The organism is Actinophytocola xanthii, assembly GCF_001921205.1.
Lineage (GTDB): Bacteria > Actinomycetota > Actinomycetes > Mycobacteriales > Pseudonocardiaceae > Actinophytocola > Actinophytocola xanthii.
Genome location: NZ_MSIE01000045.1, coordinates 92,038 through 107,277 on the forward strand (window position 1 = coordinate 92,038; position 15,240 = coordinate 107,277).

At 73.2% G+C, this 15,240-nt stretch carries 11 protein-coding genes; 6 read left to right on the forward strand and 5 right to left on the reverse strand.

Annotation, left to right across the window (positions count from 1 at the left end):
* Nucleotides 1-9: 9 nt before the first annotated feature.
* Nucleotides 10-807, reverse strand: a complete 798-nt coding sequence (locus tag BU204_RS23895) for a hypothetical protein (RefSeq protein ID WP_143229680.1) — start codon at nt 805-807, stop codon at nt 10-12.
* Nucleotides 808-858: 51 nt separating this feature from the next.
* Entirely contained in the window at nt 859-1,353 is a 495-nt protein-coding gene (locus tag BU204_RS23900) for a YcxB family protein (protein WP_075127970.1), read from the reverse strand.
* 103 nt (nt 1,354-1,456) lie between these two features.
* Between BU204_RS23900 and BU204_RS23905 the strand changes: the two genes are divergently transcribed.
* From BU204_RS23905 to BU204_RS23915, 3 genes are read left to right on the forward strand one after another with little or no spacing between them, the layout of a single operon-like run.
* Nucleotides 1,457-2,860: a sigma 54-interacting transcriptional regulator gene (locus BU204_RS23905; RefSeq protein WP_075127971.1), complete on the forward strand. Its 1,404-nt coding sequence runs from the start codon at nt 1,457-1,459 to the stop codon at nt 2,858-2,860.
* Nucleotides 2,857-4,794, forward strand: coding sequence for a vWA domain-containing protein (locus BU204_RS23910; protein WP_075127972.1), 1,938 nt, complete (start codon nt 2,857-2,859; stop codon nt 4,792-4,794). The genes BU204_RS23905 and BU204_RS23910 overlap by 4 nt, the downstream gene beginning before the upstream one ends.
* A 54-nt stretch (nt 4,795-4,848) precedes the next feature.
* Complete coding sequence (locus BU204_RS23915; RefSeq protein ID WP_158073504.1) at nt 4,849-5,388, forward strand: GNAT family N-acetyltransferase; 540 nt, start codon at nt 4,849-4,851, stop codon at nt 5,386-5,388.
* A gap of 21 nt (nt 5,389-5,409) precedes the next feature.
* Here BU204_RS23915 and BU204_RS23920 read toward each other — a convergent pair whose 3' ends face one another.
* Both BU204_RS23920 and BU204_RS23925 read right to left on the reverse strand, forming a co-directional pair.
* A complete protein-coding gene (locus BU204_RS23920) occupies nt 5,410-6,351 on the reverse strand; it encodes an ABC transporter permease (RefSeq protein ID WP_075127974.1) in 942 nt (313 codons plus the stop codon).
* Nucleotides 6,348-9,275: an alpha/beta fold hydrolase gene (locus BU204_RS23925; protein ID WP_075127975.1), complete on the reverse strand. Its 2,928-nt coding sequence runs from the start codon at nt 9,273-9,275 to the stop codon at nt 6,348-6,350. The genes BU204_RS23920 and BU204_RS23925 overlap by 4 nt, the downstream gene beginning before the upstream one ends.
* Nucleotides 9,276-9,491: 216 nt before the next feature.
* Between BU204_RS23925 and BU204_RS23930 the strand changes: the two genes are divergently transcribed.
* A complete protein-coding gene (locus tag BU204_RS23930) occupies nt 9,492-10,595 on the forward strand; it encodes a TerC family protein (RefSeq protein WP_075127976.1) in 1,104 nt (367 codons plus the stop codon).
* 12 nt (nt 10,596-10,607) lie between these two features.
* On the opposite strand, the gene BU204_RS23935 is transcribed toward BU204_RS23930, so the two are convergent.
* Nucleotides 10,608-11,249 (reverse strand): RES family NAD+ phosphorylase, encoded by a 642-nt coding sequence (locus BU204_RS23935; protein WP_075127977.1) that lies wholly within the window; start codon nt 11,247-11,249, stop codon nt 10,608-10,610.
* Nucleotides 11,250-11,636: 387 nt separating this feature from the next.
* On the opposite strand from BU204_RS23935, the gene BU204_RS23940 reads away from it, so the two are divergent.
* Entirely contained in the window at nt 11,637-14,129 is a 2,493-nt protein-coding gene (locus tag BU204_RS23940) for an ATP-binding protein (protein WP_075127978.1), read from the forward strand.
* A 167-nt stretch (nt 14,130-14,296) separates the two neighbouring features.
* Nucleotides 14,297-14,929, forward strand: coding sequence for a LysE family translocator (locus BU204_RS23945; RefSeq protein WP_075127979.1), 633 nt, complete (start codon nt 14,297-14,299; stop codon nt 14,927-14,929).
* Nucleotides 14,930-15,240: the final 311 nt, after the last annotated feature.

Here is a 15,240-nt window from a genome sequence, read left to right on the forward strand (position 1 = left end):
CCGTCTGGCTCAGACGCGCCCGGCGTGGTCGGCGAGTGCGCGAACCGCGTCCGCCACGGCGGCGCACCTGGCCGTCCGCACGGCGTGGAACAGCGGGCGCAGTGCCTCGGCCCGCTTGTGCGCGGCCGAGGCGGACAGCGCGCCGCCCGGCTCGTCCTCCATCGCCAGCTCCAGGATCGCCGCGACCTCTGCGGCGCGCTGCAACACCCGCAGTGCCCGCTGCGGCATCCCGGCCGGCCAGCTGCTCTTGGTCCGCTCGGCGATCCTGGCCTGCAGTTCCTCGCGCACGCCGGCCCGCTTCTTGGCCACGCCGAGCTCGATCAGGATGCCGGCGGCGACCCGCATGGCGCCGGTCAGCTCGTGCTCGGCCTCGCCGAGCGGCACGGTCACCGGCGGGATGGGCTGCGGCACCTCGAACACGGTCCAGCGCAGGATCCCGCTGTCGGTCCGCCCGACGTGCTCGGGCACGATGCCGAGCCCGTCGAACACGACGGCCTCGCCCGCTTTCAGCGCCTCGGTGCCGAACTGGCTCGGCCCGCCGAGGCCGCGCACGTCACCGGGAACCGGCATCACGAGCTGCGCACCGTTGACGCCGGCCCGTCGCAGTGCCGCCAGCAGGGTGGCGTGGCCGGTGCCGGCCTCGCCGCGTTCGGGAATCTCGAGCGAGGTCGCCAGCCGCTCGTCCGCGGCGACCACCTCGTGCGCCTCGGCCCAGTCCCGCAGGGCGTCGAGCACATCGTCGGCGGCAGCGGCGCCGCTCAACCACGCCGAGGACCACACCGCCATTGTCGCGCTGGGGGATGACACGGGCAGAAGATTACGCGACCACGGACGCCACCCGCTCTCCGGTGGGGTGATCTACCTCCGGTTCTCCGGCCCCAGCTGACGGCCGAGCAGCTCCCGGAACCGGTCCAGCTCGGCGGCCTCGCCGAAGGCGCGCAGCGGCACCGGGAACAGCGCGCTCGACCCGCCGGTGCGCAGCACGAAGCAGCGGCGGGTCTCCAGCCACCCGGACAGCGTCGCCCAGCGCAGGTCGCTGAAGGCCGTCCCGTCGACGGTCATCATCCGCAGCGATTGCTCGTCGGCGGTCGCGGTGACGGTCGCCGAGGCGACCGGGTTGCGGTGGAACGAGGAGTACACCCCGAGCAGCGGCATCGCCGCGATGACCGCCGCGCAGATCAGGCCGAAGATCGCGGGCACCGGCTCGCCGAGCACCAGCAGCACGACCCCGAACGCGGCGAGCACCACCGCGAACCACGGCGACCAGCGGTACAGCGGGGTCACCGCGCGCAGCGCGTCGCTCCAGTCCGCCGCCCGCGGGTCCCACCGCAGCTCGAGCCGCTCCTCGACCATCCCCACCCCGCTCCTCGTCCCCACCAGTCGCCGCGTGCCGACCCTACGGCCCTGGAGCCGCTCCACGTCGACCGCCGGTCAGATCTTGCGTAGCGTCGAGAAGGTGACAGGACCTGAGAACCTCCCGCGGACGGCGGGGGAGCTGCGCGCGGCCGGCCACGTCCCGCGCGGCGTCAAGACCGAGATACGCGAGAACCTGCTCGCGGCGCTGCGCGAGGGGCGCAACCCGTGGCCCGGCATCGTCGGCTTCGACCGGACCGTGCTGCCCCAGCTGGAGCGGGCGTTGCTGGCCGGGCACGACGTGGTGCTGCTGGGCGAGCGGGGCCAGGGCAAGACCAGGCTGCTGCGCACGATCACCGGCCTGCTGGACGAGTGGACCCCGGTCATCGAGGGCGCCGAGCTGGGCGAGCACCCGCTGGACCCGATCACCCCCGAGTCCCGCCGCCGGGCCGCGGAGCTGGGCGAGGACCTGCCGGTGGCCTGGCGGCACCGCTCCGAGCGGTACGCGGAGAAGCTGGCGACCCCGGACACCTCCGTCGGCGACCTGATCGGCGACGTCGACCCGGTGAAGGTGGCGCAGGGCCGCACGCTGGGCGACCCGGAGACGATCCACTTCGGACTCGTCCCCCGGGCGCACCGGGGCATTGTCGCGGTCAACGAACTGCCCGACCTGGCCGAGCGGATCCAGGTGGCGCTGCTGAACGTGATGGAGGAGCGGGACATCCAGGTCCGCGGCTACACGCTGCGCCTGCCGCTGGACGTGCTGCTGGTGGCCACGTCCAACCCCGAGGACTACACCAACCGCGGGCGGATCATCACCCCGCTCAAGGACCGGTTCGGCGCCGAGGTGGTCACCCACTACCCGCTCACGGTGGCCGCCGAGGTCGACGTGATCAAGCAGGAGGCCGAGCTGCTCGCCGAGGTGGGCGAGCCGCTGCTGGAGGTCATCGCCCGGTTCGTCCGCAACCTGCGCGAGTCCTCGGCGATCGACCAGCGCTCCGGGGTGTCCGCGCGCTTCGCCGTGGCCGCCGCGGAGACGGTGTCGGCGGCCGCGCTGCGGCGTTCCGCCCTGATCGGCGAGGAGCCGGCGATCGCGCGGCCGATCGACCTGGAGGCCGTGCCCTCGGTGCTGCGCGGCAAGCTGGAGTTCGAGTCCGGCGAGGAGGGCCGGGAGATCGAGCACCTGGTGCACCTGCTGCGCCGGGCGGTGGCCGAGACCGCCAAGGACAAGTTCGCCGGCCTGGACCTGCGCCCGCTGGTGGACGCGGTCGTGGACGGCCACCTGGTGGCCACCGGCGAGCGGGTGCCGGGCAGCGAGGTGCTCGCCGCGCTGCCGGAGCTGCCGGTGCTGCACGAGGTCGCCGCGCGGCTCGACGTCACGCCGACCGACCCGCCCGGGCGGATCGCGGCGGCCGTGGAGCTGGCCCTGGAGTCGCTCTACCTGCGGCGGCGGCTGGCCAAGGACTCCAGCGAGGGCCCCGACGGGACCACGGTGTACGGCCCGTGAGCAGGTTCAGCTACGGCCCGTGGCACGACGGGCCGGATCCGCTCGCTCCGCCGGTCGACCTGCGCGAGGCCCTCGACGCGATCGGCCGGGACGTGATGGACGGCCGTTCGCCCCGGTCGGCTCTGGAGGAGCTGCTGCGCCGCGGCACGGCCAACACCTCCGGCCTCGACGAGCTCAGCCGCAGGCTGTGGCAGCGCCGGTCGCAGCTCCAGCGCCGCCACAACCTGGACGGCACGCTGCAACGGGTGCGGGAGCTGCTGGACGAGGCGCTGCGGGCGGAGAAGGCGGAGCTGTTCCCCGACCCCGACGACGACGCCCGGTTCCGCGAGGCGCAGCTCGACGCGCTGCCCTCGGGGACCGCGGCGGCCGTCCGCGAGCTGGCCGAGTACGACTGGCGGTCCGAGCAGGCCCGCGAGTCCTACCGGCAGATCCAGGACCTGCTCGGCCAGGAGCTGATGGAGTCGCGGTTCCAGGGCATGAAGGACGCCCTGCAGAACATGCGGCCCGAGGACACCGAGCGGATCCGCGCGATGATGGCGGACCTGAACGACCTGCTGCTCTCGCACCTGCGCGGCGAGGACACCAGCGCGAAGTTCGCCCAGTTCATGCGCAGGCACGGCGACTTCTTCCCGGAGAACCCGCGCAACACCGAGGAGCTGGTCGACGCGCTGGCCCAGCGCGCGGCGGCGGCCCAGCGGATGATGAACTCGATGTCGGAGCGGCAGCGGGCGGAGCTGGCCGAGCTGATGGGCAACGCCTTCGGCGACCCGAAGCTGGTCGAGCAGATCGCCTCGCTGGACGCGAACCTGCGCGCGCTGCGGCCGGGGGAGGACTGGACCGGCTCGGCCCGCTTCCGCGGCAACCAGCCGATGGGTCTGGGCGAGGGTGCGCAGGCCATGGCGGACCTCGCCGAGATCGACGCACTGGCCGAGCAGCTCGCCCAGTCCTACCCGGGCGCGCGGCTGGAGGACATCGACCTCGAGGCGCTGGAGCGCCAGCTGGACGAGGACGCCTCGGTCGACGCGCGTCGTCTGTCCGAACTGGAACGTGAGCTGCGCGAGCAGGGCCTGCTCGAACGGGCGCCGGACGGCTCGCTGCGCCTCTCGCCCAAGGCCCTGCGCCGCCTCGGCCAGACCGCGCTCAAGGACGTGGTCAACGCCGCCCGCCGCCAGGGCCGCCGCGACTCCCGGGTGACCGGTGCCGCCGGCGAGCCGACCGGCGCGACCCGCCCCTGGCAGTTCGGCGACACCGAGCCGTGGGACGTGCCGCGGACGGTCCGCAACGCCGTCCTGCGCGGCGCCGCGACCGGCCCGGTGTCCCTCGACGTGGTGGACGTGGAGGTCACCGAGACCGAGCAGCGCGCCAGGGCCGCGGTGGCGCTGTGCGTGGACACATCGTGGTCGATGGTGCAGGACGGCCGCTGGGTGCCGATGAAGCGCACGGCGCTGGCCCTGCACCAGCTGGTCAGCACCCGCTTCCGCACCGACGCGCTCCAGCTGGTCACCTTCGGCCGCCATGCGAAGACCGTGGAGCTGGGCGAGCTGGTGGGGCTGGAGGGTGTGTGGGAGCAGGGCACGAACCTGCACCACGCCCTGCTGCTGGCCGGCCGCCACCTACGCCGCCACCCCGACGCCCACCCGGTGGTGCTCGTGGTCACCGACGGCGAGCCCACCGCCCACCTGGAACGCGACGGCGAGGCACGGTTCAGCTACCCGCCCCAGCCGGCGACGCTGCGCAAGACGGTGGCCGAGGTGGACGCCCTGGCAAAGCTGGGCGCGTCGGTCTCGGTGTTCATGCTCGGCGAGGACCCGAAACTGGAGGAGTTCGTCAAGCTGATCGCCCGCCGCAGCGGCGGCCGCGTCGTCAACCCCGACCTCGACGGCCTCGGCGCCGCCGTGGTCGGCGACTACCTGCACCGGCGCCAGAGTCGCTGAGGCGTCGCGGGGAACTCGGTTGCCGGTGTGGTGGGCCGTTCCTACGGTATGGCCATGATCCAGGTTCGACGGCTGACGCCGGACGAGTGGCGGCTGTGGCGGGAGATCCGCCTGGCCGCGCTCGCCGACGCGCCATACGCCTACGGCTCCACACTGGAACACGAGCAGGCGTTCGACGAGTCGGTGTGGCGGGAACGCCTGTCCGCCGCGGGGTCCATGACGGCTGTCGCGCTCGACGGGACCGAGCCGGCCGGTGCCATGGCCGTGTTCACCCCGGCGGGCGCGGCGGTGCCCATGCTCGTCGCGGCGTGGGTGCACCCGGCGCATCGCGGCCGCGGGGTGGGCGACGCGTTGGTGAGCGATGTGCTCGCCTGGGTGCGGGAGACCGGCCGGGACCGGATCGAGCTGCGGGTCGCGGACGGCAACGAGCCGGCCCGCCGCCTGTTCACCCGGCACGGTTTCGTCCCCACCGGCGACCGCGAGCGGCTGGAGAGCGACCCGAGCGTGCTCACCGAGCGCCTCGCCTGGACCGCGGAAACCGACGGTGAGCCGCGGACGAGGGAGAGCGAGGTCGAGCGGGTGCCCCGGAGCTGACCGGGGCACCCGCCGAAACACCTAGGACGTGATGTCCTTGGTCCGGAACCGCCGGGCGGCCAGCAGCCCGAACACCGCCCCGTACATCACCGCCGAGAACGCGCCGGCGGCCATGTTGGACCAGTCGATGTCGGTCGAGATCAGGTCGGACCAGGCGATGGCGTAGTGGGTGGGCAGGTAGTTGCGCAGCCCCTCCAACGCGGTGATCTGGTCCAGGATCTGCGACAGGATCATCACCAGCACCGTCCCGCCGACGGCCCCGAGCGGCGCGTCCGTCGACACCGTGAGGAACAGCGCCACCCCGGCCACCCAGATCAGGTGGATCGCCAGGTAGATCACGGTGAACAGCAGCGCCAGCATCGCCTGGTCGAACGAGATGGCGTCGCCGGTGGGGCTCACCGCCTCGCCCGCGCCGTAGAAGATCACGCCCACCAGCAGCGCCATCGCCGGCAGCAGGATGATCGCCAGCAGCGACAGCAGTGCCGACGCCACAGCCTTCTGGCGCATCAGCCGGTGGCGGGGGATCGGCATCGCCAACAGGTACTTCAGGCTCGACCAGGACGCCTCGCTGGCGATCGTGTCGCCGAAGAACAGCGCCACCACCATCGGCAGTGCGAAGCTGGTCACCGCGAACAGCACGAACACCACGAAGTTCGACCCGCTCGCCGTCGCCAGGTCCACGAACCCGCCCGACCGCTGCCCGTCGCCGTCGCTGCCGAACTCGAACGCCACCCACAGGATCCACGGCAGCAGCAGCAGGAACCCGAACACGAACTGCACCCGCCGGCGCCGCAGCTGGCGCGTCAGCTCCACCCGCAGCCCCAGCGTCCGCCGCGCCTTGTACCCGACGACCGACCCGTCCGGGGCGACCTCGCTGTGCTCGTGCGCCGCCACCTCGGTGAGCTGATCCAGCGCCGCCGGATCGGTATGTACGGTGCTCACGCCATCGTCCGAGCCGCTCATGACCGGGACTCCTCTCCGACGAGCTGTAGGAAGGCGTCCTCGAGCCGCCGGCGTGGGCCGGCCTGCTCGACGGCCACCCCGGCCCGGACCAGGGTCGCCAGCGCCTCGGCGCGGGGCATGCCGTTGAGGTCCGCGTGCACCAGCGGGCCCTCCACGACCACGCCCTCGACACCCTCCGCGTCACGCAGCACCTCGGCGGCGTCGGTGGGACGGTCGACCCGGAACGTCGCCTCGCTGGCGCCGCCGACGATCGCCTCCACCGGACCCGAAGCCACGAGCCGGCCCTGGTGCATCACCACCACGTGGTCACAGGTCTGCTCGACCTCGGCCAGCAGGTGCGAGGACACCAGCACGGTGCGCCCGGCCGCCGCGTAGCGCCGCAGCACCTCGCGCATCTGGTGGATCTGAGGCGGGTCCAGCCCGTTGGTCGGCTCGTCGAGGACGAGCAGGTCCGGCAGTCCGAGCATGGCCTGCGCGATCGCGAGCCGCTGGCGCATTCCCTGGCTGTAGGTCTTCACCCGCCGGTCGACGGCTCCGCCGAGACCGGCGATCTCCAACGCCTCGGTGAAGTGCGCCCGGTCGGCCGGACGTCCGGTCGCCGCCCAGTACAGCTCCAGGTTCGCTCGCCCGGACAGGTGCGGCAGGAACCCGGCGCCCTCGACGAACGAGCCGATCCGAGACAGCACCGGCGCGCCGGAGTGCACCCGGTGGCCGAACACCCGCATCGAGCCGCCGGTCGGCGTGATCAGGCCCATCAGCATGCGCAGGGTCGTGGTCTTGCCGGCGCCGTTCGGGCCGAGCAGCCCGAGCACCTGTCCCGGCTCGACCCGGAAGGAGAGGTCGTCGACGGCCTTCACGCCGCCCGGGTAGGACTTCGACAGGTTCTCGATCACCAGCGGCACGTCGTCCAGCGCCGGGTCGTGGTCGTCGGCCCGGCGGCGGCGCAGCGCGCCCCAGATCGCGGCCAGCACGCACACGCCGAGCACGATCGCGATCCCGACCAGCGGGCCGCTCGGGAGGCCGCCGCCGGAACGGGTGCCCGCGACGACCGGCACCGCCAGCGCCCCGTCCTCCACCAGCGAGACCCGGTAGGCCGCGGCCTCGGTGGGGGTGGCGTAGGCCTGGTCGGTCGTGCTGACCACCAGCTCCACCCGACGGTCGGTCTCGATCGGACGCACGATCGCCGGCAGCGTCACCGTGACCTCGACCGGACTTCCGTCGGCCGGGAGCGTCGGGACGCGCAGCGGCGAGACCGCCGAGCCGGGCAGCAGCCGCGACCCGTCCTGGCCGACGTCGTAGAGCTTCGCGAACAGCACCGCGCCGTCGGGAGCCGGCACGCCGGGCAGCGAGGACACCCGCAGCCGCACGGTGGCGGCCCCGGCGATCAGCAGCTGGTTGGTCAGCGGCCGGCTGGAGAACCGTGCCGCCTGCCCCGGGAGGTCGATCGCCACCCGCCCGGCGAGCCGGGAGGAGCTGCCGATGATCGAGCCCAGCCCGGGCAGGCTGCTCACCGAGGCGGGGTTGCCGCCGGGCGGGTTGATGATGGTCTGCTCCGGCCCGTAGACCCGGACCTGGCGCCGCTCGGTGTCGGTCCCATTCTCAAGACCGGGATAGGTGTCGGTCGCGACCGTGCGCACCGAGGGCGCGCCCTGCACCCGCAGCGCCCCCTGCACGTCGTACTGGAAGCCGGTGCCCGGGTCCTCCCCGCGGCCGCGCAGGTGGAAGTCGAACCAGTCGGCCATCGCGCCGCGCAGTTCGGGGCCGGGGCGGCCGCCGTCGTGCCCGCCGGTGTACCAGACGACCTTGACCTTGCCGCCGGCCTCGGCGATCTGCCGGGCCGTGGCGTCGGACTGGTCCAGGCCGAACAGCGTGTCCTGCTCGCCCTGGACGAGCATGGTCGGCGCGGTGATCCGGTCGGCGACCGAGACCGGCGAGACCGACCGCAGCAGCTGGACGGTCGCCTCGCTGGCCCGTCCGGTCGTGGCCACCTCGTTGTACGCGGCGCAGAAGTCCTGGCGGAACCGGCCGCACGGGTCGCCGGAGGCGGTTCCGCCAGGTGCCGCGCCGCCACCGGTGTCGGGCCCTCCGGCCGGCGGCTCGGTCGGCGTGCCGCCGGCGTTGGTGGGCGCGTCGGCGTCGTCGTCCTCGCTGCCGGCCTCGACGGCGTCGGTGCTCGGGTCGGCCAGGCCTGCCCCGCCCACACCGGCGGCGAAGAAGATGCCGGCCCAGGAGCGTTTGAACACCCCTTCCGGGGCGTAGGCGTTGGCAGCCGGGGTCGAGGCCGTCGCACCGGTCGTCGCCGAGTTCGGCAGCAGGGCCTGGCTCAGGTCGTTGTAGGTGATCGTCGGGACGAGCGCGTCCACCCGGTCGTCGGTGCCGGCGAGCAGCAGCGAGAGCGCGCCGCCGTAGGAGCCGCCGGTGACGCCGACCTTCGGGTCGTCCTCGTCGTCGGTGACCACCTCGGGCCGCTCGGCCAGCCAGCTGACCAGCTCGCTCGCGTCGGCGACCTCGGCGTCGAGCGAGTTCAGCGCGATCTGCCCGGAGCTGGCGCCGAAGCCGCGCGCCGAGTAGGCGAGCACGACGAACCCGCGGCCGGCGAGCTCGCGGGCGTCGCCGTCCACGCTGGCCTTGCTGCCGCCGAACCCGTGGGCGACGATGATCGCCGGCGCGGGGGTCTCCTCGGGCAGGTAGAGCGTCGTGTCGAGTCGGATGCCGGGGGCGGCGCCGTCGAGGGTCTGTTCCCTCGTGCGCACCTCGGCTGGGTCGTCACCGCTGGACAGCCAGACCACGCCGCCAGCGGCGGCGACGGCGACGGCTAGTCCGACCAGGAGCCATCGCTGGAGCGGTCGAGAGATTCGGGGCACGTCAGAAACCGTATGCGAGCGTTCCTGAGAGTAGCTGAGAGCCCGCCCGATCGGCCCCATTCGTCCGGTTGCTCCCGAATGTGAGCTAGGACAACATCGCTGGGCTGGTGTGTCGGGAGCCGGCACGCGACAATAAGGAAGTTGTGGAGGGGAGTATTCCTTCGCGTCGACGTCGTCAACACGGATCGTGGGTTGTGGGTCCCGGCGCCGGCGGTCAGCCCTGTGCTGGCGGGAGAGACCTCCGGTCGTAGTGCCGTTGGACCGGAGGGTCAGTATATGAACGTGCCCGTATGGATCTGGCTCGCCACAGTGGCGGGACTCATCGTGTTGCTCGCCATCGACCTCGTGGTCGTCGACCGCAAACCCCACGAGGTGACGGTCGGCGAGGCCGCGCGGTGGGTCACCTTCTACATCGCCTGTGCGGTGCTGTTCGGCATCGGTATCTGGATCTTCAGCGGTGGGACGTTCGCGGGCGAGTACTTCGCGGGCTACATCACCGAGTACTCACTCTCGGTGGACAACCTGTTCATCTTCCTGGTGATCATGTCGGCGTTCTCGGTGCCGGTGATCCACCAGCACAAGGTCCTGCTCGTGGGCATCGTGCTCGCGCTGGTGCTGCGCGGCATCTTCATCGCCGTCGGTGCGGCCGCCATCTCCCAGTTCAGCTGGGTGTTCTACGTGTTCGGCGCGTTCCTCGTCTACACCGCGGTCAAGCTCTCCAAGTCGAACCTGGGCAAGGAGGGCGAGGAGGACTACGAGGAGAACCGGGTCACCAAGTGGGCCCGCAAGCTCTTCCCGGTCACCGACGAGTACCACGACGGCAAGACCTTCACGAGGATCAACGGCAAGCGCTTCGCGACCCCGATGTTCATCGTGATGATCGCGATCGGTTCGGCCGACCTGATGTTCGCCGTGGACTCGATCCCGGCGATCTTCGGGCTGACCAAGGAGCCGTTCCTGGTCTTCGCGGCCAACGCGTTCGCCCTTATGGGCCTGCGGCAGCTGTACTTCCTGCTCGGTGGCCTGCTCCGGCGCCTGGTGTACCTGTCGATCGGGCTGGCGGTCATCCTCGGCTTCATCGGTGTGAAGATGATCCTGGAGGCCCTGCACACCAACGCGCTGCCGTTCATCAACGGCGGCCAGCCGCTGAACGTGCCGACGGTGGGCATCGAGCTGTCCCTCTCGGTGATCATCGGCGTGCTGGTGATCACCGCGGTGGCGAGCCTGCTGAAGACCCGCAAGGACGGCCGCCGCGAGACGGTCGCCACCGGCGGTGCCCCGGCACCCCACGGCACCCCGACCACCCTGGGTGCTCCGGCCGACCCCGAGGCCAACCCCGCTGCCGACGAGCCGCGGGAGCCGGCCGAGCGGCGGCAGTAGCTACAGCAGTAGCTACAGCAGCGTGTAGTTGAGGGACTCGCAGACCCGGGCCAGCGGCAGGTCCAGGCCCGGGTAGTCCAGCGGGAGCAGGATGTCCGGCCGCTCGGGCAGTGCGGAGGCGGCCGGCGGGTCCCAGAGGCACACGGCCGGGTCGCCCGCGTCCATCGAGGAGCGGTACCAGAGCCCGTCCAGGTCGGGGAAGGCCGCGCGGATGGCGCGGGCCCAGGCCTGGGTGACGTCCTTGGGACCGGAGCTGATCTCCTGTGAGGCTCCGGCCCTGGTCGGCCAGAGCCCGGTCAGGTCGAGCAGCCGCAGCGTCCGCCGGGGCTGGAAGACGACCAGGTGCGGGCGACGCGTGCTCCGGTCGACGACCGAGGTCTGCTGGAACACCTCGGCGACGCTGGTCCGGACGGTGAGCCCGAAGTACAGCACGCCCTGACCGGCGCTCTTCCCACCCCCGGGGGGCTGCGGGTCGAACCGGGCGTGGGGGAGCGGGCCGGTGGTCCGGAAGGTGTTCCACCGCTGCTGGTGCCGCCCGCCGGCCGCGAACACCCGCACCAGCCGGGTCCCCGAGTGCACCGCGACGATGTCCTCGTCGGGCCGCAGCAGTTCCCGGAGCACATCCACCCCCGGCGGCTGAGGAAGCCGAGACATCCGTCAGCTTCCCCCTCACCCCACGTCGGCGCCGATGTGCGCGCCCAGGGTAGCCACCCCCTCACGGCCCATGACATCTCCCCACCGGAGCATGAAGCGGCCGGCGTACGAATTCGTACGCCGGCCCCCGGACATCCGCTCGTTTATCCCTCTTCCGACGTCGACCGCGCCGTCGGCGGGGTCGGCTTCCCCGCTGCCGCCGACGCCTTCGCGGCCGGGGCGGGAGGAATCCCACCGAGAGCCAGGCGGATACCGCGACGAATGCGAGAATGCTGCGCATTGCCCGTCCTCATCTCCTCGACGACGTCCGGTCGGACCCCATTACGATTTCGTGGCGAGGGATGGGGAACCAGGAAACGGAGCGGCAGCTGACCGGCAATATGGGCCGTGGTTCGGCTGGTTCGGGGGCGCGGTGTGTTCGGGGAGACGGTGCGGGCCTGTCGTCGTCGGCTGGGCCTGACCCAGGAGGAGGTCGCGGCCAGGACGGGTGTGAGCGTGCGGACGGTCCGCGGCATCGAGACCGGGCGGATCGAGCGCCCGCGCGCGGGGACGGTGCGCCTGCTCGCCGACGTCTTCGACCTCGGTGCCGCCGAGCGGGACAGCTTCCTCGGCCTGGCGCTCGAGGACCGGGGCGCTCCCGGGGGAGAGCGCCGGCGCCCGGCGCCCGCGCAGCTGCCCGCGGACATCCCGGACTTCACCGGCCGCGCGGAGAACCTGCGCCTGCTGACCGAACGGCTGGCCACGGCTCCGGGAGCCGCGGCGGTGATCACCGGCACGGCCGGCATCGGCAAGACCGCGCTCGCGGTGCACTGGGCCCACCAGGTCCGCGACCGGTTCCCGGACGGCCAGCTCTATGCCGACCTGCGCGGCTACGACCCGGACCAGCCGGTCGCCGCGACCGACGTGCTGGCGCGGTTCCTCACGGCCCTGGGACTCGCCGGTCCGGAGGTCCCGCTCGACGCTGACGAGCGCGCCGCGCGCTACCGCACGGAGGTCGCCGACCGGCGGATGCTGGTCGTGCTGGACAACGCGTCCACGGTCGACCAGGTCCGCCCGCTGCTGCCCGGCACACCCTCCTGCGCGGTCGTGGTCACCAGCCGGGACAGCCTGGGCGGCCTCGTCGTCGTCCACGGCGCGCGTCGGCTCGACCTGGACCTGCTGCCCGAGCCGGACGCGGTCACCCTGCTGCGCCGGCTGGTCGGCCCCGCGGTCGACGCCGAACCCGACGCCGCCGCCGAGCTCGTCCACCAGTGCGCGCGGCTGCCGCTCGCCCTGCGGATCGCCGCGGAGCTCGTCGCCGCGCGCTCCGGGGCGTCCCTGCGCGCGCTGGTCGCGGAGCTGGCCGACCAGCAGCGCCGCCTGACGCTGCTTGACGCCGGGGACGACCAGCGGGCTGCGGTGCGCTCGGTGTTCTCCTGGTCGATCCGCCACCTCCCCACCGACGCGGCGGAGACCTTCCGGTTGCTGGGCCTGCATCCCGGTCCCGACGTCGACGTGCACGCCGTGGCCGCCCTGACCGACGCCGGCCTCGACCGGGCACACGGCACGCTCGCCCTACTCGCCCGGGCGCACCTCGTCCACCTGGTCCGTCCCGGTCGGTACGGCATGCACGACCTGCTCCGGGCCTACGCCCTCGAGCTGGCCTCGGCCGGTGTCGCCGCCGAGGACCGGCGTGCCGCGGTGGAGCGGCTGCTCGACTACTACCTCTCCACCGCGGGTGCCGCGATGAGCTCGCTCTACCCCGCCGAGGCACACCGGCGGCCCCCCGTTCCGGCCGCCCGCACCCCCGCCCCGCCCGTGGCCGAACCCGATGCCGCCCGCGCCTGGCTGGACGCCGAACGCCCCTGTCTGACGGCCGTCGTCGCCCACGCCGCGACCCACGGCTGGGCCGAGCGCAGCGTCCGGCTCTCGATGACCCTGTTCCGCTACGCCGCCGGCGGCCACCCCCTGTTCGGCCTGGCGATCCACCGCCACGCCCGGGCGGCCGCGCACGCCACCGACGACCTGAGCGGTGAGGCCGAGACGGTGAACAGCCTTGGCGGCACCCACATCCAGCTGGGGCTCTACGGGCTCGCCGCCGAGTACTTCGCCGAGGCCGGCGAGCTGTTCCGCCGGGCGGGCAACCGGGTCGGCGAGGCCAGGACGCTGACCAACCTGGGCCACGTCGAGGAGCGGCTGGGCCGCTACGAGGCGGCCCTGCGCCACCTCGAGCAGGCGCTGGCGTTGTTCCGCGAGGTGGGGGACCGGGCCGGGGAGACCCGGACGCTGGGCGGCGTGGGCAACGTCGAACAGCGACTCCGCCGCGACGGTCCGGCCGACCGGCACCTCCGGCAGGCCCTCGCCCTGGCCTGCGGGACGGCCGACCGGGGGAGCGAGGCAAGCATCCTGCACATCCTCGGGGCCATGGCGACGCGGCTCGGGCGCCACGACGAGGCGGGCGAGCACCTGTGCCGGGCCCTCGCCCTGTACCGGCGGCTCGGTGACCGAGCCGGGGAAGGCTGGACGCTCGACTGCCAGGGCACCCTGCACACCCGTCGGGGCGACCCGGACGTCGCCGCCGAGCACCACCGGGAGGCCCTGGCGCTGTTCCGCGAGACCGGCGAGCGGGACGGCGAGGCGTGGGCCCGGAACGGCCTCGGGGAGGCCGACCACCTGGCCGGCCGCCACCGGGAGGCCCTCACCCACCACACCGCCGCGCTCGACATCGCCGTCGACATCGGGGTGCGTGACCAGCAGGCCCGCGCCCACACCGGCCTCGGCCACGCCCACCGGGCGCTGGACGAGCAGGCCGACGCGCGCCGGCACCACGATCGCGCCGTGGCCCTCCTCGGCGACCTCGGCGTCCCGGAGGTGGACGGGCTGGGGCGTTCGCCGGCCTGACCGGGAGACCGGCCGCCGGGCACCGGGTCTGCGCGTCGGCTGGCTCACCGCGACTGACCCCGCGCTGCGCTGGGCGAGCAGGTCGACCTGTGCCGGCGTTCACGGCCGTGCCGCGACGCGGACGAAATCGGGCGCCTCCAGCCTGACCGCGCGGAAGGATGGTGGGCATGGAGCTGGTCGCCCTGCTGCCCGCGTTCGTCCTCGCGGTCGTCCTGATCTCGGCGTCGCCCGGCCCGGCGATGGCGCTGATCCTGCGCCGTGCCGCCGTTCGAGGGTTCGCGGGCGCCAGGCCGACGGTGCTGGGGCTGGAGGTCGGCCTGTACCTGTGGGCGTTGTTCGCTGCGGCCGGGCTGGCGGCGCTGGTCGCCGCGTCCGGGGTCGCGTTCCTCGTACTGCGCGTCGTCGGCGCGGGGTTCCTGCTGTACCTGGGGCTACGAGCGTGGCGGTCGGCCTGGCGCGGCTCCCGGAACCCCGTCGAGCCGCCGACCGGCCCCACGCGGGGTTCCGCGCGGGCGTTCGGTGAGGGGGTGATGGTCATGCTCGCGAACCCGAAGGCCGCCGCGTTCATGATCGCGTTCTACCCGCAGTTCGTGCCGGGTGGCTGGCCACTGTTCGCCACGACCGCGCTGCTGGCCCTGCTCCAGGTGGCGATCGAGATCGTCCTGTACCTGACCTTGGCCGCCCTGGTCGGTCGGGCGAGCGGCTGGTTCCGCCGCTCCGCCGTGCGCCGCCGGCTCGACGCGGTCAGCGGCACAGTTCTCGTGGCCCTCGGGCTCCGGCTGGCCGTGGACGGCCGGTGAGTCGCCCGGCCGTCGACCGAACCGGACTGCTTCTCGCGAGCCGGGCATCGGCGACCGCATCCTCAACGAGCGCCTGCAGGATTTCATGGAGCTGGGGCTGGTCAGGCGCACGGTCCGCGACGGCCCACTGGTAACGGTCCGGCAGACCCGCGACGGCGTTTAGCCGGGTGCGGAGGGCGGTCACGGTGGCGCGGGTGGTGGTCGCGGTTGCTGGTAGGGAGGCAGGGCTTGCATTCCTCGACCAGACCGACGCCCCTGTTCGACGGGCTCAGAGCGTGTTTGAGATCTTCATGGTGTGGTGAACTGGCGTG